The following is a 25,190-nucleotide window of genomic DNA, read 5'->3' as shown; positions in this document are numbered from 1 at the left end:
TCCACAGCACCGCCGTTCAAGCCCCTGCCCGGATCCGGTCGGCTGCGCGCAGGCCCAGCGCCGCGATGGTCAGCGAAGGCGACTCGCCGCCGCCCGAACTGGGAAACACGCTGCCGTCGACGACGTAGAGGTTGCGCCAGCGGTGACTGCGACAGCCGGCGTCGACCACGGACTGTTCCGGGTCACGCCCCATGCGGCAGGTACCGAACACATGCGTCGCGCTGAACAGGTCATAACTGCCGAATTCCTCGATCAGCGTATCCACTCCGCTGGCGATGAGCAACTCGCGGCAGCGACCTGCCATGAAATCGAGGCGGTGTACCGCCATGTCACCGAGATGGCTGTGGATACGCGCCAGCGGCATCCCGGCGGCGTCCTGCCGATAGGGATCGAGATCAACGTAACTACCTGTATCCGGTAAACATTCCCCGATCGCGCCCACCCCGAGCGCGCGCCCGAAGCAGGCACGCATCCGCTGCCTGTGGCGCAGCCCCCAGCCGCCGGCAACGCGCGTGGCATAGTTGAGCGGCCCCGCCAGGTCGGCCTCCCCGACAGCAGGTGTCAGGCGCAGGCCGCCGACTACCCCGGGTATGGCATCCGGCGCATTGAAATCCCAGCAGATGCTGTCCGCGGGCAGGCCACGGTGGCTGCCGAGCGCCTCCGGGTGCAGACCGATGCTGGTCCAGCTCAGGGTTTCCAGGAAGTTGCGACCGACCTGCCCGCTGTCGTTGCCGAGACCGTCGGAGGCCAGCAGCAGGCGCGGGCTTTCGACACTGCCGGCGCTCAGGACGATCACCGGGGTGTCGATGCGCCGTTCACTCCCCTCCTCAACGCATACCAGCCCGTTCACCCGGTCATCGGCGCCAGCGAGCAGGCGGGTGACCTGCACCCCGGGACGGATCGTGCAACGCCCGGTGGCCACGGCAGCGCGCAGGAAGGTGACATCCGCGCTGCCCTTGTCGCCGCGCGGACAGCCGCGATTGCATTGCAGGCAGTAATTGCAGGCGGGCCGTCCCGCGTGCGGACGCGGCAGCACCGCCAGCGTGTTCGGTTCCCAGTTCCAGCCCAGCGCCGCTGCGCCGGCTGCCAGCTTGCGGCTGGCATACGACGCGGGATGCGCCGGGAACGGACAGGGCGTGCGGCGCGGCCGCTGCGCGGTACGCTCGGGACCGGCGACGCCGGCGACCTGCTCCGCCAGCTCGTACCAGGGCTCGAGTTCGGCATATTCCAGCGGCCAGTCGGCACCGACGCCGTAGTCGCTGTACAACTGCATGGCGCGGGGATTCAGGCGGTGCGCCTCGCCGGTGAAGTGCAGGGTACTGCCGCCGACACCGCGCACATGGTGATAGCCATAGGCATGACGCCGTTCACCCGGCACCATGCGGCCGTTGTGAATGTTGTAGGAGCGCAGGTGCTGACGCTGCGGATCCAGCGGCTGCAGCTCGGCGTAACTGTAGCTGCCGCGCGAATCCGGCCGGTGCGGGAAACGCTGCAGCTCCCAGTCCGGCAGATCGAGACGGAAGTCGCTGGCCGGATCGAACCGCGGCCCGGCCTCGAGCACCAGCACCCGCACGCCGGCCCGCGCCAAACCATAGGCGACACTGCCGCCGCCGGCACCGGCACCCACGATCACCACCTCATGCGCGCGCTCAACCATGCACGACGGGTGGCTGCGTGTAATCCATGAAGCCGGCCGGCTGCGGCGCGCCGTCCAGGCCGAGCGCCTGCCAGGACGCCGGATTGCTGTAGTAGAACATCATGGCGTGATGCAGACTCTTGTGGAAAAAACGCGCCAGCACTGCGTCCTGATCCAGACTGAGCCGCTGCACCAGCGCATCGCGCGCGTCCAGCGCAAGCGCCGGGAAATGCCGGCCGTGCCGGACCCGGGCCTGTTCTGCGAGCCACGCCAGCCCGTGGTTGTAGACCGGCACCAGGGCGCGCTTGGAGCGAATCAGGAAGCGGACCTGTGCCGGCACGCCGAGCGCCAGCGCCCCGGGCGCGCTGTCCGCCGGCAGCAGGGTGTCGAGATAGCTGTCCAGCACCCCGGCCGTCGGCCCGGCTTCCAGCAGCTGCGGTCCGGCACAGCCCAGCGGTGCTGCGGCCAGGCCGGCAGCGGTCAGCTCGAGGAAGCGGCGGCGGGAAAACTTCATGGTCGGCAGCTCGGCGGATCCCGGACCGAAATGTTAGCACGCCCCCGCTGGCGCCTGATACGCGCGCACTGCCGCCGCTTGCAAGCCCATGGGCAGCGGCATATCTTGTCGCCTCACAACAAGGAGGTCTGACGCAGGTGAGCGAAAAGAACGAAACCCGCAACATGGCGCTGTTCTGTGATTTCGAGAACGTGGCACTGGGCGTGCGTGATGCCAAGTATGCTGCCTTCGATATCCAGAAGGTGCTGGAACGGCTGCTGCTGAAAGGCAGCATCGTCGTGAAGAAGGCCTATTGCGACTGGGACCGCTACAAGGAATTCAAGGCGGCCATGCACGAGGCTGCCTTCGAGTTGATCGAGATACCGCATGTGCGCCAGTCGGGCAAGAACTCCGCCGATATCCGCATGGTCGTCGACGCCCTCGACCTGTGCTACACCAAGTCGCACGTGGACACCTTCGTCATCCTCAGCGGCGATTCCGACTTCTCGCCTCTGGTCAGCAAGCTGCGCGAGAACGACAAGGTGGTGATCGGGGTCGGGGTGAAGAACGCCACGTCCGACCTGCTGATCGCCAACTGCGACGAGTTCATCTTCTACGACGACCTGGTGCGCGAATCCGAAAAGCCGCGCCGCGGACGCCGCAAGGCGGCCGCGAAGAAAGCCGGCAAGCACGGTGCGCACAAGACCGAGGCCGACAAGCAGCAGGAGGCGCTCGACCTGGTGCTGGAAACGGTCGAGGCGCTGTTCAAGGAACGCGGCGAACAGGAAAAGGTCTGGGGCTCGATGGTCAAACAGACACTGAAGCGCCGCAAGCCCGGCTTCGACGAGACCTACCACGGCTTCCGCACCTTCGGACAGCTGCTGGAAGAGGCCCAGGAACGCAAGCTGCTCAATCTGCAGCTGGACGAGAAATCGGGCGGCTATATCATCACCCTGCCCAGCCGCGAGGAATAGCACGCGAGCCCGGCCGTACGCGCTGACAGCCCGGTGCCGGCACCCCGCGGCGCATGGCGATGCGATGCCGCTGGCGGTCGTGCTGACGCCGGACCTCAGCCGTGCGGCGGCGCGACCGGGTGCGGATACAGCGGCGCCAGGACGGTGTCGTCCCGGCCGCTGCGCGCCGGCGGCACCGGCAGCTGCTGCAGGCGTGCCGCCAGCCGCGCACCATCCCAGGCGGTGCCGGCTCGATAGACGGCACGATCGAGTTCAGCCAGCGCACTCCGCGTAGCGGGATCGTCCAGTCGCTCCGCCAGCGCCTGCAAGCCGGATGGCGGGTCGTCCCGCCAGTGCGCGGCCGCCCAGTCGAGCAGGTTGCGGCGCGCCGCGGCCGCGTCACCCGCGGCACAGGCGGCCCGGAAACGCCGACGCAGCGTCGTCACCCGGTCGTGGCCGCCCGGCGCCGGCCGTGGTGGCGCCGCCGTGCGGCGGCGCCGTGCCTGCCAGCCCCAGACCAGCAGGGTCAGCAGCCAGCCACCGGCGAGCAGCGCACTCACCCATGGCCACGGTCCGGCCGCGACCGGTACCGGTGCGGTGGCGGCCAGTGCCGGGATGGGCGCGGCAGCGGCAATCTCCTGCGCAGACATCGGCGGTGGCTGTGCCGCCGGCTGCGCTCCCGGGAGTATCTGCACTACCCGCTCCGGGAGGGTGGCAACCCGCTCGCGATCCGCCCCGGTATCCCACCAGTGCAGCGTCAGCGCCGGCAGGGTGAAGGTGCCGGCCCGGCGCGGGATGAAGGCGATCTTCTGTTGCAGGTGACCGGTCACGCCGCTCTCCTGCGCGTCGGTTTCACGCTGGGCCTGGTCGGGATAAATATCGAAACCCGCCACGGCCGCCGGCGCGAGCCCCGGCAGCTGCCCGCCGGTCAGTCCCTGCGCGGTAACCTCGAGCTGCAGGGTGAGCGGCTCGCCGACCCGGGCGTCACCGGCGGCAGGTTCCCAGTGGCCGGTGAGTTGCAGCTGCCTTGCCGGCAGCCAGTCGCTGCCGGTCGCTGCATCCGGTCGTGGCTGCACGTCGAGCCGGACGGCATCGCCGCGCACGCGCACCCGGCGCGTCGGTGTCAGCAGGTCATCGAAGGGGGCGCGGCCGAAGAAGGGATCGTTGCCGAAGAACTTCGACAGCGGACTCGCCCGGCGCCGCCCGGTGTCGGGCACCTCGCCGTCGAATACCGGTGCCGGCAGATCGAGCCCGCCGCTTGCCTGCGGGAACAGGGCGTAGCGTCGCTCGATCACCTCGTAGCGCCGGCCGTTGCGCGTCGTGGCGTAGCTGCGGTCCTCGCCCAGCCGCTGCACCAGCACCGTGTCCGCGGCGGGTTCACTGAGCTGACCGGAGCGCAGGGGGACGGCGTGCAGCAGGCGTACCGTGTAGTGCACCTCGCCCTGCACGTAAGGACGCGCCGGTGCCTGCTCGGTCTCGATGAAGATGTCGGCGTCGGTGTCAGTTCCGGTGCCGGTGCCGGCGGTCGCCGGGGCGGCATCCACCAGCAGTGTCAGTGCCGCGCTCTGGGCAGCGCCGACCCGCAGGGCAGGCACGGTCAGCGTGCCCGTATGACGCGGACTCAGGGTGATCGTCCAGCTGGTACGCGCGTCGCTGCGGCCGTTGATGATGGTCACGCGGCTGCCACTGGAAACACCGAGCACGTCGAAGTCGTGTTCCAGCGGCGCGGTGTCGGGCCGGTCATTGACCTGCCCCGGCAGCTCCAGCGTGAGCTGCACCGACTCGCCCGCGGCGATGCGGGTACGGTCGAGCCACGCATCCATCCCTGCCGCTGCGGCCAGGGCGCAGTGCAGGATCAGCCAGGTCAACAACAAATGTGTCAGTCCAGTCTTCATGGTGTGCTTTGTCCCTGTTGTCGGAGCAGGTGCTCGACCATGAACTTGCGCCGCAACAGCCCGGCTGGATCGTCCGGGATCTGGCGCAGCCATTGTTCCATGGCAATGTCCTGTTCGGTGTCGGGCGTCTCCGTTGCGGCACCCGCCGCACGGCCCGGTGCTGCACCCGCCCCGCTCACATCCGCGCGGGCACGCTGTGCCGAATCCGGGGGTCGCTCCGCCGGCGGGGTCGACGCGGCGGGCTGTTCCGGTTGGCCGGTTGGTGCGCCGGAGCCGGCCGGCTCCGGCGCGGCCGCCTCGTGGGCATCATCCCCACCGGCACGGTCCGGCGCCGTGTTGTCATGCGCCTGCGCCGTGGCCTGCGGTTCACCCCCGTCCTTGCCGGCGTTCTGCTGCTCGTCCGCCCCGGGCGCGCCGCCGGTCTGTGGTACAGCGGCGGCGTCCTGACCCTGCGCCCCCGGTTGCGCTGACGGTTGCTGCGACGCTGATTCGCTCTGCGGTTCCGGCGGACCGGTCTGCGCCGCGGACGCCTGCCGCTCCTGCGCGCCGGCGCCGCCCGCCTGCCGGTCTGCGCCTGACTGAGTCGCAACCTGGGATCCGGACGTGCCCGTATTGTCCGATTGTCCCGACTGACCTGACTGCTGCCCCTGACCGGAATCCGGTTGATCCTGGCCGCTCCCATGCTGCTGACCGGCTGACTGCTGCTGATCTTGCAGCAAGCGGGCTACCAGTTCGCGGTTGTGGCGCGCATCCGTGTGTCCGGCATCGCGCTGCAGCACCGTGTCGTAGGCCGTCAGCGCCTCCTGCAGGCGGCCGGCGCGGGCGAGCGCGGTCGCACGGTTGTAGAGACTGTCCGGTGCAGTGCCGGTGAAGCCGTCGGCCGCGGCCGCGTAGTCACCGGCCCGGTATCTGGCCATGGCGCGCCAGTCCGGATTCTCGAACCGCGCGGCGGCCGCACCCGCGTCGCCCCGGGCCAGCAGGCGTGCGGCCTGCTGATCGGGCCGCAGCCACAGGTCCTGCCAGCCGAAGGCCTGGGCCGGCGGCGGCGGCAACACCAGGATCAGCAGCAGACCCAGCCAGCCGCGACGATAGCCGGCCGCGGCCAGCAGCAGCAGCGGCAGCAACAGCCAGGGTCCGCGCTCCACCCAGCGTTCCACGCCCTGCGCAGTCCCCGCAGCCTGCGCGGGATCGCGTGCAACTGCCGTGGCGAGCAGGGTCACGGGCATGCCGTCGCCGAGGCGCTGATAGTGTCCGCCGCCGGCGGACGCCAGTGCCGCGAGACCGGTCTCGTCGAGCCGCGCGAGTTCCAGGCCGCCATCAGCAGCCGTGGCAAAACCGCCGGCTGCCGGAACCGGCGCGCCGTTCGTGGTGCCGATGCCCAGCACCGATACCCGCACACCGGCGCGGCGCAGATCCCGCACGGCCTGCAGGCTGTCGGCGGTGTCCGCCACGCCGTCGCTCACCAGCAGCACGGTGCCCTGGGTACTGTGCACGCGCTGCAGCAGGGCGCCGGCCAGCCGCAGTGCCGGGCCAGCCTGATCGCCGGCGACCGGCAGGATGTCGACGGACAGTGCCGGCAGCAGGGCTTCGATCGTGGCCACGTCGTCGGTCAGCGGCGCCACCACGTGCGGTTCGGCGCCGAACACCACCAGTGCGGTGCGTCCTTCCCGCAGTTGCGACAACAGGCCGCGCAGCGCCAGGCGTGCACGCGACAACCGGTCGGGCTGCAGGTCAGCGCTCGCCATGGACGGCGACATGTCGAGCACGATGACGCGGTCCGCCGGTGCCCGGTAGAGCGTTGCCGGCTGACGCTCCCAGACCGGCCCGGCCAGGGCGACCACGGCCAGCAGCCAGCCCGCGCCGAGCAGCAGCAGCGGCAACCGGTGCAGCGGGCGGTCCGCATCCAGCAGCAGGTGCGCCAGCAGCGCGGGTGCGACGCAAGTCCGCCAGCCGGCGCCGTCAGCGCGGCGCCGCCACAGCAGCGTCAACAGCACCACAGCCGGGACGAGCGCGAGCAGCCAGGCGGGGCGCAGGAAGTGGAATTCACTCATGCAGCCGGCCTCCGCCAGAGCGCCGCCGTGGCCAGGGCGAGACTGAGCAGCAGCGCCAGACCCAGCGGCCAGGGATAGAGCGCGGTGACCGGACGCACCTGGCGGTCGGTGCCCGCAACCGGCTCGAGTTGGTCGAGCGTTGCATACACCGATGCGAGCTCGGCACGGTCACGGGCACGAAAATAGCGACCGCCGGTTGTCGCAGCGATGGCCTTGAGCGTGGCCTCGTCGAGATCGGCGGACGGATTCACCACCTGGGTCCCGAACAGTCCCTGCACCCGCACCCGGTCCGCGCCTACCCCGATGGTGTAGATGCGCAGCCCGTTCTGCGCCGCGAGCTGCGCGGCCTGGCGCGGCGCCACCGCACCTGCGGTGTTCTGGCCATCGGTCAGCAGCACCAGCACGGCCGCTCCGCCTGGCGCGGCACGCAGGCGCTTGACGGCGAGCCCGATGGCATCGCCGATGGCGGTCTCGCGCCCTGCGACACCGATCACCGCTTCGTCCAGGAAATGGCGCACCGTAACATGGTCGAAGGTCAGCGGCGATTGCAGGTAGGCCTGGCTGCCGAACAGGATCAGCCCGACACGATCGCCGCTGCGGCGCGCGATGAACTCGCCGGCCACCTGCTTGACGACATCGAGGCGGGTGGCCTGGCTGCCATCGGCCCCGAGGTCCGGGGTCTCCATGCTGCCGGATACATCGATCGCCAGCAGCAGATTGCGCCCGCTCTGCGGCAGGCTCAGGGGCGCGCCGAGCCACTCGGGGCGTGCCGCGGCAAGTAACAGCCCGAGCCACGCGAGCACGACCAGCCAACGCCGCCACTGCCGGCGCGTGTGCACGCGCTGCGCGGCAGCGTCGCCACCGAGCCCGAGCGCGAACGGCGCGAACAGCGCGCCACCCTGCGCCAGCGCCGGCGGCAGCCAGCGCTGCAGCAGCCACGGCAGGGGCAGCAGCGCCAGCACCCACGGCCAGGCCAGGTGGATCATGGCCGCCCTCCACAGGCCGTGCGTATCCACTGCCGTGCCAGACCCACCAGCGCCGCACGCTCGAGCGCGCACTCGGGGGCATATGGCGCAACGCCCAGCACCCGGCCCGGACCGCTGGCAAAACCGCTGACCCGGCTGTCGAGAAAGCGCAGCCAGTCATCGCCGGCGAGCGCCGCCACGCGGGTGCGCGGAAAGCGGGCCAGTGCCACACGCCGCAACAGCCGGTTCAGCGCGATGGCGAGCTGGGTGTCATCCGTTGCGGTGCGTTCCAGCTGCCGCAGTTCCGCCAGGGCCGCGCGTCGCAGACGCGTACGCCGGTGCCGCCACCACAGCAGTACCACGCCCAGCAAGGCCAGTCCCGCCAGCAGCCACCATCCGGGCGCCGGCGGCCACCAGTCGATGGCCGCCGGCGGGTGCGGCGGACGCAGGGCAGCCAGCGGATCCTGGCCGACCGCGTTCATGCCGCCCTGCCGCGCCGCTGCAGCCCCCGGGTCAGCACCTGCACGGGGTTTGCCGCCGAGGACAGCACGAGCAGCGGGCTGCCGAGGCGATGGGCCAGCCGCTGCAGCCGTTGCTGCCGGTCACTGAAGCGCGCGCGCCAGTTCGCGGCGGCGCTGGCACTGTCCAGCTCGACCAGCCGCCCGGGCAGGCCCAGCCGGTACCGGCCCGGCGGCGGCGGCTCGGCTTCGAGCGGATCGAATATCCAGATCAGGACGACGTCGTTGTGACGGCACAGCCGGCCCAGTGCGCGCTCTCCCGCCTCTGTCAGATCTGCGAAATCGCTCAGCACGGGCAACAGACTGCCCGGATGCGCGATATGCTCCAGCCGTGCCAGAGCGTTATCCAGCAGACTCGGCGACAGCGGGCCGGGCCGGCGCGGCTGCAGCTCCACCAGTGTCCGGAGCAGCCGCAGCACGGCCTCACGCCGCGGCTGTGGCGGCTGCACCGCCGCGCCCGCAACCGCCGCCACGACCGCACCGACCCGATCGCCTGCCCGTTCCGCGGCCCATGCCAGTATGGCGCCGGTGTGCAGCACCTGCGCCGATTTCAGGCGCCGGCTGCCAAACAGCATCCCGGGACCGAGATCGGCGAGCAGCAGCACCGGACGCTCGCGTTCCTCGCGGTATAGCCGCGTGTGCACGCGGCCCCGGCGCGCGGTCACACGCCAGTCGATGGCGCGGACCTCGTCACCGGGCTGATACGTGCGCACCTCGTCGAATTCGAGACCGCGGCCGCGGTAGACCGAGCGGTAGCCACCGGCCTGTGCCGACAGGCTGAGGCGGCGCGCGCCGAGTTCCAGCGTCCGCGCCGCAGCCCGTAGCGTGATCAGCTCGGCCAGCGCGGGAAAGACGCTCGCGTGTTCAGGGCGCGGGGACACGGGCGAGGAGCTCCTCGACGAAGCGCTGGGGCGTGATGCCCTCCGCCTCGGCCTCGTATTCGAGCAGGATCCGGTGGCGCAGGATATCCGGGGCGATGACCTGCACGTCCTCGGGCGTCACGAAATCGCGCCCAGCAAGCCAGGCATGCGCACGAGCCGCGCTTTCCAGGCCGATGGCACCGCGCGGACTGGCGCCCCAGCGCACCCAGTCGGCGAGCTCCGCGCCATAGGCGGCGGGCGCCCGGCTGGCCTCGACCAGCGCCACGATATAGTCCTCGACCGGCTCGGCCAGGTGCAGGCGCAGCACCGCGTCACGCGCGGCGAATACCTGTGCCTGCGCCAGCAGCGTCGCGCCGGCGCTGCGCGCCGACGTCGGCGCGAGAGCCTCGGCGCGCACCAGCCGCAGGATCTCGCGGCTGGCAGCCGGCGCGGGATAATCCACCCGTACGTGGAACAGGAAACGGTCGAGCTGCGCCTCGGGCAGCGGGTAGGTTCCCTCCTGCTCGATCGGATTCTGGGTCGCCATCACCAGGAACAGGCGCGGCAGGGCGTAGCTCTTCGCACCGACGGTGACCTGTCCCTCGCCCATCGCCTCCAGCAGCGCCGACTGCACCTTGGCCGGCGCACGGTTGATCTCGTCGGCCAGCAGCAGGTTGTGAAAAATCGGTCCCGCCTGAAAGCGGAAGCTGCCGTCCTCGGGACGGAACACATCCGAACCGGTGAGATCCGCGGGCAGCAGGTCGGGCGTGAACTGGACGCGGTGGAAGTCGGCCTCCAGCCCGGCGGCCAGCGCCTTGATGGCACGGGTCTTGGCCAATCCCGGCGCGCCTTCCACCAGGACATGTCCGCCGGCGAGCAGGGCGATCAGCAGGCGCTCGACCAGGGTCTGCTGCCCGATCACCAGCGTTTCGAGTTGTGCACGCAGATCACGGAACGCCTGCAGCGCGCCGGCCGCTGCCGCCACCTCCCCACCGCTCGGAAGCGCGCGCGTCATGCAGCTGTCCCCCACTTGCGTAACCGTTGCCGTAGCGCCGCCACAGGCCGTGGCTCTGTCTCGTACATCACTGCCTCCTGTCTGGAATTGAAACCGCAAGAACCGGTACCTGCTCGGCAATACTGCACGGCAGCGTCCGCGCGCCACGCCGTCAACAGACCAGGCACGCGCGGGCCTGCGAGTGCAGATCGCCCGTAAGCAGCGGGATGTGCGCAATAGATTGCACTGCCGGTGGAAAAGTTCCCGGACGGCGTACCGGGTACCGGCTGTTACACGATTGCAACAGCCCGTTCACACCCGGCCGCTGCAGGCACGGGGTTCAGCGCTGCGCGAACCGGGGAAACGGCCCGGCGCAGTTCACGCCGGGCCGCGCGAAGTTTATGAAATCGCCGCTAGTCCGCGCGCACCTCGATCTTGCGGGGACGCACCTCGGCGCGCTTGGGAATGTGCACGGTGAGCACGCCGTCCCGCAGGCTCGCCTGGATGGCGTCGGCATCCAGTTCGCTGCTCAGCACGAAACTGCGCCGGTATCGCCGTGCCCGCACGTCCGCGTACAGCGCCTCCATTCCAGCGGGCATCTCGATTTGCGCCTCGCCCTCGATGGTCAGCGCATCATTGTCCACATGCAGATTGAGACGCTCCCGATCCACGCCGGGCATGTCCGCCAGCAGGGTAATCCCCGCGGCCGTCTCGTGGATGTCGACCGCCGGGCGCAGCACGTGCTCGGTCGTCTGCTGGCCGCCGGCCGCGGCGGTCCTGCCTTCGGTTGCGGATTTCGTCATCTGTCACCTCCGATTCGCCGGCTGGGGAAGCCCGCCGACACTGGGTTCGTCTATTTCACCTCGATCTGCCGCGGCCGCGCCGCCGCACGCCGCCGCACCTGGATCTGCAGCACACCGTCGCGGTAACGCGCCTCCACCTGCTCGGGATCGACATCGTCCGGCAGCGTGATCACGCGGCGAAAGGCGCCGTCGTAGCGCTCCTTGCGGTAATAGCTGGCATCCTGCTCGGCCGGCGCCTTGCGTTCACCGGCCACCGTCAGCAGGTTCTGCTGTATGGAGATATCGAGCGTCTGCGGATCCATACCGGCTGCGAACAGGTACACGTCCACCTGCTCGGGCGTGGCGCCCACGTTGATGGGCGGATAGCTGCCGCGCGACACGGAACGGATCCCGGCCGGCCACGGCGCACGGCCGAACAGCTCGCTCATCTCGTCCTGCATACGCCGGAACTCGTCGAACAGGCTGTCACCGTAATTGGTCAGACTGCCAAACATGTCAGCACCTCCTGTGAAGTCGATGGGTGTCGCCTAACCATCGATATAGGGCCGCGCGCGGCGGTTTCAACCGCCGTCCGGGCAGTGGCAACACCTATTTTTCACCCCGGGGGTAACCGGACCGCCCGGGTCAGCCGTGCCCGGTCCCGGCGAGATAGCGGTCTGCCGCAAGCGCCGCTTTGGCCCCGGCACCGGCGGCGATGACGATCTGTTTGTCCGGCTCGTCGGTCACGTCACCCGCGGCGAACAGCCCCGCCACGGCGGTTCCCTGGTCGCGATCCACCGGGACCTCGCCTCGCGCGTTGAGTGCCACTAGCGTCGCCAGCGGGGCGCTGTTGGGTTCCAGGCCGATCTCGAGAAACACGCCGTCCACTGCGAGATCATGGTCCGCCTTGCCGTCGGCAGCGGCCAGGCGGATGCCCTCCAGGTGATCGCGTCCGAGATACTCGCGCACCTGGCTGTTGAGATGGAATGACACCCGCCCGGCCGCCTGCGCCTGGCTGATCTCGTCGATGAGCACGGGATCGGCATTGAAGCTATCGTGGACATGTACGAGGTGCACCTCGCTGGCGTAACGCAGCAGGTCGCGCACTGCCGTGAAGGCCGAGTTGCCGCCGCCGATCACGGCCACGCGCTGGTCGCGGAACAGCGGCGCGTCGCAGGTGGCGCACCAGGCCACGCCGCGACCGATGAAGCGCTCCTCGCCGGGAACGTTCAGCCGGCGGTAGCGCTTGCCGGCACAGTAGATCAGGCTGCGGCCGCGATAGCGCTGGCCATCCTCGGTGCGGACTGAGAACAGCGCGTCCTCCCGCTCGATCTGCTCGACCTGCGTATGGCAGCGTTCGGCGACCGGATAGGCCTCGACGTGCTGGCGCAGCAGTTGCGCCAGATCGGACCCGCCGATCTGCACCAGGCCCGGGTAGTTCTCCACCGTGGCCGTGTCATTGATCTGGCCGCCAGCCTGCTTGCCGATCAGTGCCGTCGTGCGGCCCTTGCGCTGTGCATACAGGGCCGCGGTCAGCCCGGCCGGTCCCGCACCCACCACGATGACGTCGTAGATCTCGGCGCTCTCGGCCTGGCGCGCCTTGCGCAGGCCGCGCGCCTCCCGCAACTGCGCCTCGATCTGCTCATAGGCCCCGGGATCGGCCACCTTGAGGATCTCCAGCATGGCCTGCTCGGCCGGCAGTGCGCCCTCGAAGCCGCGCCGGCCGTTGACCACCGTGAGCGGCACGCCATGCACGTCATAGCGGTTGACCAGTTGCGGGAACTCGGCGGCATCCACCATGTCCGCGCGCACCTGCGCGCTGGCCACGGCCAGCTGGTGCGCGAGATGCACCATCTTCGGACAGTAGGGACATGCCAGGGTGACGAGGATCTCGAGATGGATCGGTGTCTGGATGGCGGCAGCCAGCTTCGCGACGGCCGGGTCGAGCGCTGCCGTCCCGAGCGAGACCAGCCGGATCGCCTCGAGCAGCGAGCCGAATTCATAACCGCCGGTCAGACCGTAGAAGCGGATGCCGGGGTCGCGCGCGCCGCGCACCACCGTCGCCGGCGCCTTGTCGATACCGTGGCCGGTGGCGGCCGCGCTGTCGAGCGGATGCACCTCGAGCGACAACTGTACGCTCAGCGCGGTCAGCGCTTCCAGCAGCTCGCGTTGCTCGGCGCAGGCGCCGCAGGCGTGCGGCTGGGTGAAGAACAGCAGGCGTACCGGTTCCCGCAGCTGCGCGAACAGCTCGCGGGCCTGCTGCGTAACTGCAGCGGTCATCAGTTGGCTCATGGTCTACCTCTGGCCGGGTGCTGTCCCCCAAAGGGGTCGGATACATTTTTCCGTGAAAAATGTATCCGACCCCGATCTGTCTTTTTATTCAAACCGGCGCAGACGCGCGCGCATGGCCTGGAGTTCCTCGAGCAGATCCAGCACCAGGGCGGCACCGGCGGCATTCACCCCGAGGTCGTGTTCCAGGCGCAGCGCGCAACGTACCCGCTGTACGCTGACCCCGTGAAAACGCCATTGCGCCGGCTCGCGCCCGCGCGGTTCGATAACGCCCTCCTCGACCAGCATGATCACGCGCTCGGCCGGCAACCGGCAGCTGCGGCACAACTGGGCCAGGGTCAGCTCCACGTCATCTTCCAGGATCTCGCCGCTCAGCAGTGACATCAGCTCGTCGCCCATGATCGATCACACCCCCAGCCGTGCCCGTGGATTGAACTGTAACTGCCGCTCCAGTGCGCGCCAGGCGGCGCGTGCGGCATCCGACTCTGCGGGCGGCAGGGCGATCTGCAACACCACGTACAGGTCGCCAGGCGGCTGCCCGGGTATGCCGCGCCCCTTGAGGCGCAGCCTGCGGCCGCCCGCGGAACCGGCCGGAATTTTCAGGTCCACCGCGCCCGTGGGCGTCGGGGCCTTGACCGTGGCGCCCAGTGCCGCCTCCCAGGGCGCCACCGGCAGATCCAGATACACGTCCCGGCCCTCGACATGAAAGTAGGCATGCGGCCGGAATTCGACCTCGAGATAGAGATCGCCCGCCTCGCCCTTGCCGATACCTGCCCCGCCCTGGCCGGCCAGGCGGATATGCTGGTGCTGAGCGACGCCTTTCGGTATGCGTACGTTGAGCATCCGCTCCCGCAGTCGCGGCCGGCCGTCGCCGCCGAGCTCGGTATGTTTCAGGGTCAGGGTGCGGGTCGCACCGTGGTAGGCATCCTCCAGGTCGATCAGCACCCGGGCGTGGGTATCCTCGCCGCGCGCATGGAAGCCCGCGTGGGCCCTTCCGCCGGGTGTGAAACCGTGGCCGAACAGGCTCTCGAAGAAATCGCTGAAGCCGGCGGCATCGGCGCCGGTGAAGCCACCGCCATGGAATTCGAAGCCCTGGTCCCAACCCGGCGGCGGCCGGAATTCCTCGCCGGCCTTCCAGTTGGCGCCCAGCTGGTCATAGGCGGCGCGCTTCTCCGGGTCCTTGAGCACCTCGTACGCCTCGCCGACCTCCTTGAAGCGCGCCTCCGCATCCACTTCCTTGCTGACGTCCGGATGGTACTTGCGGGCCAGCTTGCGATAGGCGCGCTTGATCTCGTCCTGGGTGGCGTCACGCGCGACGCCCATGATCTGGTAGTAATCCCTGAATTCCATTCCCGTATCGTTTACCCGTTCCGCCGTTACCAGCGCAGTGCGACATAGCGCTGCATGTCCCCCTTGCGCACCAGGAACAGGACACGCCGCGCGGCTTCGCTCTCCCGCAGTGCCGCGCTGAATTCGTCGACACTGTGCACGTCCGCGCGGTTCACGCGCAGGATCACACTGCCGGCCTCGATGCCGACCCGGGCCGCCAGCGAACCGGATTGTACCTCCGTCACCAGCACGCCTTCACCTGGTTCTGCACCGACCTGGCCGGCCAGCTGCGGCGTCAGGGTCTGCACGCTGAGGCCGAGCCGCTGCGCGGTCTGCACGGCCGGTTCCGCGGTTGCAGCCGCCTGCTGCTCCGTCAGCGTGCCGATGGTCACCGCGAGTGTCTCCTGCCTGCCGTTGCGCAGCACGGTCAGCTCCCCGCGGCTGCCCGGTGGCGTGAGCGAGATGCGGTTACGGAAGCTGCCCACATCGTTCACCGGCGCGGCATTATAGGCCACGATCACGTCACCCTGGCGCAGCCCGGCCCTGCCTGCCGGCGCATCCGCGGTCACCTCGGCCACCAGCACGCCCTTGCCGGGCGCGATGCCGAAGGACTCGGCCAGGTCGGGTGTCAATTGCTGGATCGCGACACCCAGGTAACCGCGCGTCACCGCGCCAGTGTCGATGAGCTGGTTCGCGATCGCGCCGGCCAGGTTGGCCGGGATGGCGAAGCCCACGCCCATGTAGCCCCCGCTGCGGCTGAAGATGGCGGTATTCATGCCCACCACCTCGCCATCGAGGTTGACCAACGGTCCGCCCGAGTTGCCCGGATTGATGGCGGCGTCGGTCTGGATGAAATCCTCGTAGTCGCTGATGCCCACGCTGGTACGGCCGGTGGCACTGACGACGCCGACCGTCAGGGTATTGCTCAGGCCGAACGGATTGCCGATGGCGAGCACCCATTCGCCGACCTCCAGGCGGGAGGAATCGCCCAGCTTCAGCGCCGGGACGCCGCCGGCCCTGATCGCGATCACGGCCACGTCGGACTGCGGGTCGCGCCCCTTGACCGTGGCGTCGAATTCACGCCCGTCCAGCAGTTTCACGCGGATGCTGTCGGTGTCGTCGACCACGTGGTTGTTGGTCATGATGTAGGTGGTGTCGCCGCCCGCATCACGTCCGGTGGCGAACACGAAGCCGGAACCCTGGCCGATGGTGTGCTGTTCCGCACGCGGCTGGCCGGAGCGGGGTACGCCGTGGTATTGGTCGCCGAAGAAATGCTGGAACAGATCATCGCCGAAGGGCCACTGCTCGCCGCCGAACGGCGTCGCGCCCGCGCTGGACTGCGTCTGCTTCTCGACCTGGATGAAGACCACCGACGGCGCGACCTCGCGCGCAACCGCGGCAAAGGCCTTGCTCGTTTCGCGCAGGTGCTCGACCGAACCGTCCAGGGCCAGCACCGGCGCCTGCCAGCTGCACAGCAACGCCAGTGACAGCAATACACGCATTAGCGGACTTCTCATGACAGCTCACTCCTTCTCTTCAGGTTCTGCCTGGCCGGTACAGTGCCGGCCGGGCGCTTCGACATGCAGGCGGTGGCGCGAACGCCGTGCTGCGTCCTGCCGCCAGCGGGCGCAATGACCTGCCCCAGCGCACGTATGCGTGCACCCATGCCTGCTGCTTTCCATTGATCGCGGAAACCGCCAACAGTTCAATCGCGGCGGCAGATCGGTAGCAACGCAGCGAACAGCGGTGCGTTCGGGGCCGGGCGCGGCAGGCCCGCACGCCATCCCGCGGCGCGCACCTTTGCGTGCTGCCGCGGCCCGTGACGACCATGCTCAGCAGCATCCAGAACAACCACATAGCGGCCCCTTCGGCTCCTCCGGGTGCGCCGCCGCCAGAGCATCAGGACTCGATGCGCGACCGGTACAGGCGCAGTGCATTGCTGATGACCGAGACCGAACTGAAACTCATCGCGGCGGCGGCGATCATCGGGGAGAGCAGCACACCGCAGGCGGGGTAGAGCACGCCCGCCGCTAGCGGGACACCCAGCGCGTTGTACACGAAGGCGAAGAACAGGTTCTGGCGGATGTTACGCATGACCTGCCGGGAGAGCCGGCGCGCCCGCACGATGCCGCGCAGGTCGCCCCTGACCAGCGTGATAGCGGCGCTTTCCATGGCGACGTCCGTGCCCGTGCCCATCGCGATGCCCACTTGCGCACGCGCCAGCGCCGGCGCGTCGTTGATGCCGTCGCCCGCCATGGCCACGATCCGGCCCTCGGCCTGCAGCCGCGCGACGACCGCCGCCTTCTGGTCCGGGAGCACCTCGGCCTCGAAACGGTCGATGCCGAGTGCACGCGCCACCGCCGCGGCGGTGACACGGCTGTCTCCCGTGAGCATGACCACGTCCACGCCGTCGTCGTGCAGCTGACGGATCGCTGCGGGTGCGGATGCCTTCACGGGATCGGCCACACCGATAAGACCGGCGGCCCGGCCGTCGATGGTCACGTAGAGCACGGTCCGGCCCTGGGCGCGTTCCGCCTCGGCGCACTCGGGCAATTCGCCCGCATCGATGCCCAGGGCCGCGAGCAGCGCGGCATTGCCCAGCGCGACATCACGCCCGTCGACGGTGCCGGTCACACCCTGGCCGGTGACCGAATTGAAGTCACCGGCCCGGTGCAGGTGAACGGACTGCGCCAGCGCGCCGCGCACGATTGCCGCGGCCAGCGGGTGCTCACTCGCGCGTTCCAGGCTGGCAGCCATGCTCAGCACCTCTGTCTCCTCGTAGCCGTTCGCGGTCGTCACGTCGACCAGCTGCGGCCGGCCCACGGTGAGCGTGCCGGTCTTGTCGACAACGAGGGTATCCACGCGCTCCATGAGCTCCAGCGCCTCGGCGTGTTTTACCAGGACGCCAAGCGTCGCGCCCCGCCCGGTGCCGACCATGATGGACACGGGTGTGGCCAGACCCAGCGCGCAGGGGCAGGCGATGATCAGCACCGCCACGGCATTGACCACCGCGTGCGCCAGGCGCGGCTCTGGCCCCCAGCCTGCCCAGACGGCGAAGGTGAGCAGCGCAACCAGTACCACGGCCGGTACGAACCAGCCCGCGACGACGTCCGCCAGCCGCTGGATCGGGGCGCGCGAACGCTGCGCCACACCCACCATCCGCACGATCTGCGCGAGCAGCGTGTCCTGGCCCACCCGTTCCGCGCGCATGAGCAGGCTCCCGGTGCCGTTCACGGTCGCGCCGATCAGATGCGCGCCGGTGCGCTTCTCGACCGGCACCGGCTCGCCGCTCACCATGGATTCGTCGACCGCGCTGCTGCCCTCGATTACCACGCCATCGACGGGCACCTTCTCGCCCGGACGCACACGCAGCACGTCACCGGGCGTTAGCGCTGCGAGCGGGACATCCTGCTCGCTGCCGTCGGCGTGCACGCGGCGGGCGGTGTTCGGCGCCAGCCCCAGCAGCTGCCTGATGGCCGCGCCGGTGCGGCTGCGGGCGCGCAGCTCAAGCACCTGGCCGAGCAGCACCAAAGCGGTGATGACGGCAGCCGCCTCGAAATAGACAGGCACCCGGCCCGCGGCCGTCTGCATGGCGGGAGGGAAGAGACCGGGGAACAGCAGCGCCACCGTGCTGTAACCCCAGGCCACCGCCACGCCGAGGCCGATCAGGGTAAACATGTTGAGGTTCAGGGTCGTCAGCGAGCGCCAGCCGCGCAGCAGGAGCGGCCAGCCGCACCACCACACCACCGGGGTCGCGAGCAGGAACTCGATCCATTGGAGCCGGGGCAAGGTCAGCAGCTGCGGCAGCCGGCCGGGGACAAGGTCGGCCGTCATGGCCAGCAGGAGGACCGGCAGGGCCAGCACCACGCTGACACCGAAGCGCCGCGTCATGTCATCCCGCTCGCTGGTATCCTCCGGCGTCGTAACGGTGCGCGGCTCCAGCGCCATACCACACTTCGGGCACGACCCGGGGCGGTCGCGGACGATCTCCGGGTGCATCGGACAGGTGTACTCGGTGCGCTGGCCCGTGCCTGCCGCAACCAAGGGTTCGAGCGCCATGCCGCATTTCGGGCAGTCGCCGGGACCGGCCTGCCGCACCTCCGGGTGCATGGGGCAGGTATAGGTCAGGATATCGAGGCGGCAACTGTCATCGGCGCAGGTACCGGCGGCGACTGGCGCCGCCGTGGGCGGCTGGAGGTAACGGTCGGGATCGGCCCGGAAGCGGTCCCGGCAACCCGCGCTGCAAAATAGATATTCCCTGCCGTCATGCGTGTGCCGGTGCGGGCTGTCCGCAGCAACCGTCATGCCGCAGACGGGGTCGGTCGCAACGACACCCGGGCTCGCCTGCAGATACCGCGCAGGGTCTGCGCTGAATTGCTCGCGGCAGCCGGCGCTGCAGAACAGATACTCCGTGCCGTCATGCCTGTGCCGGTGCGGACTGTCCGTACCGACCCGCATACCGCAGACGGGATCGATTGCTGTCGTCACTGGCATCCCCCGCATCTACGACGCGCCTGCAGGAGCGGACCGTGTCCGCGAATCCTTACAGGCTGTACGATCGATCGCGGACACGGCCTGCTCCTACAACTATAGTCGCTCAGGCGGACATCGTATCCGGTGGCGGATCAGGCGCGTTCCCGCCACTGCAGCACCAGGGCATACACCACCGGCAGCACCAGCAGGCTAAGGATGGTCACCGTCACCATGCCGCCCACCATGGGCGCGGCAATGCGCCGCATCACCTCAGAACCGGTACCGCTGCCCCACATGATCGGGAGCAGGCCACCGATGATCGCCGTCGCGGTCATGGCGATGGGGCGCACCCGCTCCGCGGTGCCGCGGTGCACGGCCTCCATGATGTCGGCCGGCACAAGTGCCGCACCGTCGCGTGCCGCGCGCAGCCGCGCGACCTCGTGATCGATGAAGGTCAGCACGAGCACGCCGATCTCGGCGGCGACGCCGGCCAACGCGATGAAACCCACCGCCACCGCCACCGAAAGGTTGTAGCCGAGCCAGTAGACCAACCAGAAGCCGCCGATCAGGCCGAGCGGGATCGACAGCATCACCACCAGCGGCGCAGTCACGTTGCGGAAGTTGAAATACAGCAGCAGGAAGATGATCAGCAGCGTCACCGGCACGACGAGCTGCAGGCGCTGCATGGCCCGCGCCATGTACTCGTACTGGCCGGACCAGGCCAGGGTGTAGCCTGGCGGCAACGCCACATGGGCGGCGACCGCCTGCCGGGCACGCGCCACGTAACCCCCGATGTCCCCGCCGGTGATATCGACGTAGACCCAGGCATTGGGCCTGGCATTCTCGGTCTTGATGGCGGGCGGCCCGCGGCGCAGGTGCAGATCGGCCACCAGTGACAGCGGGATCTGGGTGCCGGTCGGCGTGCTGATCAGCGCGCGCCTGAGCTCGTCGAGACTGTCGCGCAGGTCGCGCGGGTAGCGCAGATTCACCGGATAACGTTCCAGTCCTTCCACCGTCCAGGTGATGTTCATGCCGCCGATCGCGGTCTGGATGACATCCTGGACGTCGCCGATCGTCAGGCCGTAGCGCGCCGCGTCCTCGCGCCGGATGTCGAAATCGAGGTAATACCCGCCGGCAGCCTTGTCGCCGAAGGCCGAGAGCGTATCGGGCAGCTGCTGCAAGGTGCGCTCGATGTCACCGGCAATGCGTTCCAGCTCCTTGAGATCAGGCCCGCTCACCTTGATGCCCACCGGGGTCTTGATCCCCGTCGACAGCATGTCGATGCGGGTCTTGATCGGCATGGTCCAGGCATTGGCCAACCCCGGGAACCGGATTGCCCGATCCATCTCGGACATGAGTTCGCGCGTGGTCTTGCCCGGATCGGGCCACTCCGGTTTCGGTTTCAGCCGGATCGTGGTCTCCAGCATGGACAGCGGCGCCGGATCGGTGGCCGTCTCGGCACGGCCGACCTTGCCGAACACGGAGCTGACCTCGGGAAAGGTCCGCAGGATCCGGTCGGTCTGCTGCAACAGCTCGCGCGCCTTGGTAATCGACAGCCCCGGATAGGTGGTAGGCATGTACAGGATGTCGCCCTCGTCCAGCGGGGGCATGAATTCGCTGCCCAGCCGCAGCACGGGGTAAACGCTCGCCGCCAGCAGCAGCAGCGCAAACGACAGCATGAACCCGCGCCGGCGCAGGGCGAGATCCAGCAGCGGTGCATGCAGGCAGTGCAGCAGGCGGTTCACGGGGTTGCTGGCCTCGGGCCGGATCCTACCGCGGATGAAATATCCCATCAGCACCGGCACCAGCGTGATCGCCAGCAGCGCGGCGCCGGCCATCGCCCAGGTCTTGGTGAAGGCCAGCGGGGTGAACAGGCGCCCTTCCTGCGCCTGCAGGGTGAACACGGGCAGGAAGGACACGGTGATGATCAGCAGCGAGAAGAACAGGGCCGGCCCGACCTCCCGCGCGGCCGCACCGACCGCCGCCCAGCGCTCGCCCGGTGCGAGCATGCCGCCCGCGGACTGTGCATACCGCTCGAGCTGCTTGTGGGCATTCTCGATCATGACGATCGCGCCGTCGACCATGGCACCGATGGCGATGGCGATCCCGCCCAGGGACATGATGTTGGCGTTGATGCCCTGCCAGTACATGATGACGAACGCGACGAGGATGCCGACCGGCAGTGACACGATCGCCACCAGCGCGGAACGCACGTGTAGCAGAAACAGCATGGTGATCAGACTCACCACGACGGATTCCTCGATCAGCTTGTGCCTGAGGTTGTGCACTGCGCGCTCGATGAGATGGCCGCGGTCATAGACCGTGACGATCTCCACGCCCGCCGGCAGGCCCTGCGCCAGTTGCGCGAGTTTCGCACGCACGCCCGCGATGGTCGCGAGCGCGTTTTCACCGTAGCGCATGACCACCACGCCGCCGGCCACCTCGCCCTCACCGTCGAGTTCCACCACACCGCGCCGCAGCTCCGGCCCGAGGTGAACGTTGGCGACGTCCACCAGCCGGACCGGCGTGCCCCTGGCATCCACGCCGACCGGCACCTGCTTGAGATCCTCGATGCCCTGGATATAGCCCAGGCCGCGCACCATGTACTCGGTCTCGGCCATTTCCACCAGGCGGCCGCCGACGTCCTGGTTGGAGCGCTGGATGGCCTGCTTCACCTTCGCGAGCGGAATGTCGTAGGCCAGCAGCACGTTCGGATCCACCTCGACCTGGTACTGCTTGACGAACCCGCCCACGGAGGCGACCTCGGCCACGCCCGGCACGGTCTGCAGCGGATAGCGCAGGTACCAGTCCTGGAGTGAACGCAGCTCGGCCAGGTCATGCCGGCCGGAACGGTCGACCAGGGCATATTCGTAGATCCAGCCCACGCCGGTGGCATCCGGTCCGAGCGTCGGCATCACGCCCGCCGGCAGGCGACTGCGTACGTAGTTGAGATATTCGAGCACGCGTGAACGCGCCCAGTACATATCGGTGCCATCCTCGAAAATGATGTAGACGAAGGAGAAGCCGAAGAAGGAATAGCCGCGCACGACCTTGGCGCCCGGCACCGCCAGCATGGCGGTGGTCAGCGGATAGGTCACCTGGTCCTCTACCACCTGCGGCGCCTGACCGGCATACTCGGTAAAGACGATCACCTGCACGTCCGACAGGTCCGGGATGGCATCGAGCGGAATGTGCCGGAGCGCCCAGACCCCTGCCCCCACGATGATCAGCGTGGCGAGGATGACCTGGAAGCGGTCACGCAGCGACGCGTCAATGATGCGCGTGATCATGCTCGCCGCCTTTCTGCACACCTGCCGGTTCCAGCATTTTCGCCGCCGCCTCGCGCAGCGAGGATTCGGAATCGATCAGGAACTGGCTGGAAGTCACCACCTGTTCGCCATCCTCCAGCCCCTCCAGCACCTGCACCAGCCCCCGCGAGCTCACGCCCGTGTGCACGGCGCGCGGCTCGAACTTGCCGGGCGCCCGCACCACGAAGACCTGTTCGCGCTCACCGGAACGCACCACGGCCTCCACCGGTATAACCAGGGCGTCGACCGTGCGCTGCGCGTGGATGGTGACGTCGGCGAACATGTCGGGCTTGAGCAACAGGTCCGGGTTGTCGAATTCCACGCGGACCTTGATGGTGCGCGTCTTCACCTCGGCATAGGGGTAGATGTAGCCCACGCGTCCGCTGAAGACCTTGCCGGGTATGGCGGCGAGCTTCATGTCGGCCGGATCCCCGACCCGGATCCACGGCACCTCGTTTTCGTAGACGTCCGCGATGACCCAGATCCGGGACAGGTCGGCGATCTTGTAGAGCTCGGTCGACGGGGTCACGTACTGACCTTCGCGTGCACCGATGTTCATGATCACCCCGTCGAAGGGCGAGTGGATGTGCAGACTCTTCTTCGCCGCGCGCGTCTGCTCCAGCTCGCGGATCTGATGTTCCGGCACGTCGAGCAACTCGAGCCGCTCGCGTGCACTGGCAACCAGCTGTTCCGCGCCATGGCGGATCTCGTCGTAGGGGCTCTCGCCCAGCGCATGGAGACTGTCCAGTGCCAGCAGGTATTCCTGCTGGCTGGTGACGAGCTGCGGCGAATAGATGCTGAGCAGGATGGCATCCCTGCCGATCTGTTCGCCGGTCTTGTCGATGTAGAGTTCCTCGATCCAGCCTTCGGTCTTGGGATGCAGGCTGGAGAGGCGCTCCTCGTCGAAGTCGACGCGACCCACACTGCGGATGCGCCGGCTGAGCGACTGCCGCTCGACCGTTGCCGTGCGCACCCCGATGTTCTGCTCGACGACCGGGTCGATCGTGACCGTGCCAGCCGGTTCCGCACCGGCGCCAGCACTGTCCGCGTAGACCGGAATGTAGTCCATGCCCATCTCGTCCTGCGCCGGCACTGGCGAGGTGATTGCCGGGTTCATCGGATTGCGGTAGAACAGCACCGCGCGCGGCTGTTTGGCCCCGTCCGCGGTGCCGCTGTCCCGGTCACCGGAATGCAATGCGAACCAATAACCGCCGGCAGCGCCCAGGACCAGCGCGAGCAGTACCCCTGCCACCCCCTGCGTGTTCATAGGGTCACCTCCCCGCCGACGGCGGCAGCCAGGCGCACCAGCGCCTGCCTGGCTTCCATGAACGACTTCCAGTACTGGATCTCGTAGTCGTACAGCGTGATCTGGGCACGCACGAGATTAAGGAAGTCGACCTTGTTCACCTGATAGCCGGCGAGCATCGATGCCACCGACTGGCGGGCCTGGGGAATGATGCCGGTGCGAAACAGCTGCACCTGCTCGCTGGCGCGCCGGTAATCGGCCAGGGCGGCGGCGATATCCGCCCGCACCTTGAGCCGTTCATCCTGCAACGCATACTGCTGCTGCAGGAACTCGCTGGCACGCTGCTCGACCGCCCGGTCCTGTTTGCTGCCGGCATAGAGCGGCAGGCTCATGCCCAGCATGATTGAGGCGAAATCGGGGCGCGCGCTGCCATCGGGATTGGTGCCGTTCCTGAATCCGTAGGCCGCACCCAGCTTGAAATCGGGATAGCGGTCGCGCCGGGCCAGATCCTGGCGCGTGCGCGCCTCCTCGACCTCCTCGCGCCGCTGCGCCAGCAGTGGCCGGGCGGACTCCATGCGGGTGTAGAGTTCCTGCTCCGGCAGGACCGCGGGCAGGCTCTCCTCCACCGCCGCCGGCAGCAGCACCGGGGCGTCCATGTCGCGATCCAGCAGGGCGTTGAGGCGAGCGGCCTGCCGCGCCCGCTCCCCTGCCAGCGCGATGCGACGATCCAGCAGCCTGGACAGTTCCACCTGTGCCAGCAGCACCTCCTGCTGCAGACCCTCGCCCACGCTGTACTTGGTCTGCGCGATCTCCACGAACTGGCGCAGGAGTTCGCGGTTGCGCGCCACGATCTCCAGCGCCCGGTCCTGGTAGAACAGTTCCCACCAGATCTCGCGCACCTTGCGGTCCAGATTCAGGCTTGCCTCCTCGGCGCTGCTGGCAGCCGCATCGGCAGCGAATGTCGCGGCACGCTGGCGCAGCTCGCGTTTGCCGGGATACGGCAGTGCCTGCTCGATCCCGACCTGCAGCTGGGTCATCGGTTCCTGGTCACGCGCAAAGGTATCCGTGGGCAGGTTCATGGCATTCAGGTTGAGCATGGGATCGGGCAGCGACCCGGCTTGCGCGGGAATGGCGGCCATCGCCGCTGCACGCGCCTGCATGGCGGCGAGACCGGGGTTGCCGGCGACCGCCTGCGCGATTGCGGCTTCCAGCGTCAATTCCGGCACCGCCGCGTCGGCCGCCGGCGCCGGTAGTGGCGTGGCGATCAGCAACAGGCCGGCGATGACCGTAGTACAGCAGATATGCCGCTTACGGCACCCGCTGTTCCCAGCAACGTGCCGGCTGCCCGGCGGCAGTGCAGGTATGCGCATGCATGGCATGAGGTATCTCCCGATGAGA

At 68.9% G+C, this 25,190-nt stretch carries 19 protein-coding genes; 1 reads left to right on the top strand and 18 read right to left on the bottom strand.

Annotation, left to right across the window (positions count from 1 at the left end; translation table 11 throughout):
* Window positions 1-16 precede the first annotated feature (16 nt).
* Both R3F42_05320 and R3F42_05315 read right to left on the bottom strand, forming a co-directional pair.
* Entirely contained in the window at window positions 17-1,657 is a 1,641-nt protein-coding gene (locus R3F42_05320) for a GMC family oxidoreductase (GenBank protein ID MEZ5541446.1), read from the bottom strand.
* Complete coding sequence (locus tag R3F42_05315; protein ID MEZ5541445.1) at window positions 1,650-2,150, bottom strand: gluconate 2-dehydrogenase subunit 3 family protein; 501 nt, start codon at window positions 2,148-2,150, stop codon at window positions 1,650-1,652. Before R3F42_05315 ends, R3F42_05320 begins: the two co-directional genes overlap by 8 nt.
* Before the next feature lie 137 nt (window positions 2,151-2,287).
* Here R3F42_05315 and R3F42_05310 point away from each other — a divergent pair, with 137 nt between their 5' ends.
* The gene (locus R3F42_05310) at window positions 2,288-3,103 is read left to right on the top strand and encodes an NYN domain-containing protein (GenBank protein MEZ5541444.1); all 816 of its coding nucleotides are present in this window, start codon (window positions 2,288-2,290) and stop codon (window positions 3,101-3,103) included.
* 95 nt (window positions 3,104-3,198) lie between these two features.
* Here the strand turns inward: R3F42_05310 and R3F42_05305 are convergent, their stop codons facing one another.
* From R3F42_05305 to R3F42_05230, 16 genes are all read right to left on the bottom strand, one after another.
* Window positions 3,199-4,977, bottom strand: a complete 1,779-nt coding sequence (locus R3F42_05305; protein ID MEZ5541443.1) for a BatD family protein — start codon at window positions 4,975-4,977, stop codon at window positions 3,199-3,201.
* The gene (locus R3F42_05300; protein MEZ5541442.1) at window positions 4,974-7,028 is read right to left on the bottom strand and encodes a VWA domain-containing protein; all 2,055 of its coding nucleotides are present in this window, start codon (window positions 7,026-7,028) and stop codon (window positions 4,974-4,976) included. Before R3F42_05300 ends, R3F42_05305 begins: the two co-directional genes overlap by 4 nt.
* Window positions 7,025-8,014, bottom strand: a complete 990-nt coding sequence (locus tag R3F42_05295) for a VWA domain-containing protein (protein ID MEZ5541441.1) — start codon at window positions 8,012-8,014, stop codon at window positions 7,025-7,027. The genes R3F42_05300 and R3F42_05295 overlap by 4 nt, the downstream gene beginning before the upstream one ends.
* A complete protein-coding gene (locus R3F42_05290) occupies window positions 8,011-8,475 on the bottom strand; it encodes a DUF4381 domain-containing protein (protein MEZ5541440.1) in 465 nt (154 codons plus the stop codon). Before R3F42_05290 ends, R3F42_05295 begins: the two co-directional genes overlap by 4 nt.
* Window positions 8,472-9,392: a DUF58 domain-containing protein gene (locus tag R3F42_05285; protein ID MEZ5541439.1), complete on the bottom strand. Its 921-nt coding sequence runs from the start codon at window positions 9,390-9,392 to the stop codon at window positions 8,472-8,474. The genes R3F42_05290 and R3F42_05285 overlap by 4 nt, the downstream gene beginning before the upstream one ends.
* Entirely contained in the window at window positions 9,376-10,386 is a 1,011-nt protein-coding gene (locus R3F42_05280) for a MoxR family ATPase (GenBank protein MEZ5541438.1), read from the bottom strand. The genes R3F42_05285 and R3F42_05280 overlap by 17 nt, the downstream gene beginning before the upstream one ends.
* A gap of 392 nt (window positions 10,387-10,778) precedes the next feature.
* On the bottom strand, window positions 10,779-11,168 hold the full coding sequence (locus R3F42_05275) for an Hsp20/alpha crystallin family protein (GenBank protein MEZ5541437.1): 390 nt from the start codon (window positions 11,166-11,168) through the stop codon (window positions 10,779-10,781).
* 50 nt (window positions 11,169-11,218) lie between these two features.
* Window positions 11,219-11,662 (bottom strand): Hsp20/alpha crystallin family protein, encoded by a 444-nt coding sequence (locus R3F42_05270; protein MEZ5541436.1) that lies wholly within the window; start codon window positions 11,660-11,662, stop codon window positions 11,219-11,221.
* Window positions 11,663-11,792: 130 nt separating this feature from the next.
* A complete protein-coding gene (locus R3F42_05265; protein MEZ5541435.1) occupies window positions 11,793-13,427 on the bottom strand; it encodes an FAD-dependent oxidoreductase in 1,635 nt (544 codons plus the stop codon).
* A gap of 96 nt (window positions 13,428-13,523) precedes the next feature.
* Window positions 13,524-13,835 (bottom strand): chaperone modulator CbpM, encoded by a 312-nt coding sequence (locus tag R3F42_05260; GenBank protein MEZ5541434.1) that lies wholly within the window; start codon window positions 13,833-13,835, stop codon window positions 13,524-13,526.
* Between the two features lie 6 nt (window positions 13,836-13,841).
* A complete protein-coding gene (locus R3F42_05255) occupies window positions 13,842-14,786 on the bottom strand; it encodes a DnaJ C-terminal domain-containing protein (protein MEZ5541433.1) in 945 nt (314 codons plus the stop codon).
* A gap of 26 nt (window positions 14,787-14,812) precedes the next feature.
* Window positions 14,813-16,282 (bottom strand): DegQ family serine endoprotease, encoded by a 1,470-nt coding sequence (locus R3F42_05250; GenBank protein MEZ5541432.1) that lies wholly within the window; start codon window positions 16,280-16,282, stop codon window positions 14,813-14,815.
* A 382-nt stretch (window positions 16,283-16,664) separates the two neighbouring features.
* Window positions 16,665-19,253 carry a heavy metal translocating P-type ATPase gene (locus R3F42_05245; protein MEZ5541431.1) on the bottom strand — a complete coding sequence of 863 codons (2,589 nt, stop codon included), beginning with the start codon at window positions 19,251-19,253 and terminating at the stop codon, window positions 16,665-16,667.
* A gap of 137 nt (window positions 19,254-19,390) precedes the next feature.
* Window positions 19,391-22,528: a CusA/CzcA family heavy metal efflux RND transporter gene (locus R3F42_05240; GenBank protein MEZ5541430.1), complete on the bottom strand. Its 3,138-nt coding sequence runs from the start codon at window positions 22,526-22,528 to the stop codon at window positions 19,391-19,393.
* Complete coding sequence (locus R3F42_05235) at window positions 22,509-23,813, bottom strand: efflux RND transporter periplasmic adaptor subunit (GenBank protein MEZ5541429.1); 1,305 nt, start codon at window positions 23,811-23,813, stop codon at window positions 22,509-22,511. Before R3F42_05235 ends, R3F42_05240 begins: the two co-directional genes overlap by 20 nt.
* Window positions 23,810-25,171 carry a TolC family protein gene (locus R3F42_05230; GenBank protein ID MEZ5541428.1) on the bottom strand — a complete coding sequence of 454 codons (1,362 nt, stop codon included), beginning with the start codon at window positions 25,169-25,171 and terminating at the stop codon, window positions 23,810-23,812. The genes R3F42_05235 and R3F42_05230 overlap by 4 nt, the downstream gene beginning before the upstream one ends.
* Window positions 25,172-25,190 lie beyond the last annotated feature (19 nt).

The sequence above is a fragment of the Pseudomonadota bacterium genome, from assembly GCA_041395565.1.
Taxonomy (GTDB): Bacteria; Pseudomonadota; Gammaproteobacteria; order UBA9214; family UBA9214; genus UBA9214.
This window is presented reverse-complemented; position numbering and strand designations above follow the sequence as displayed.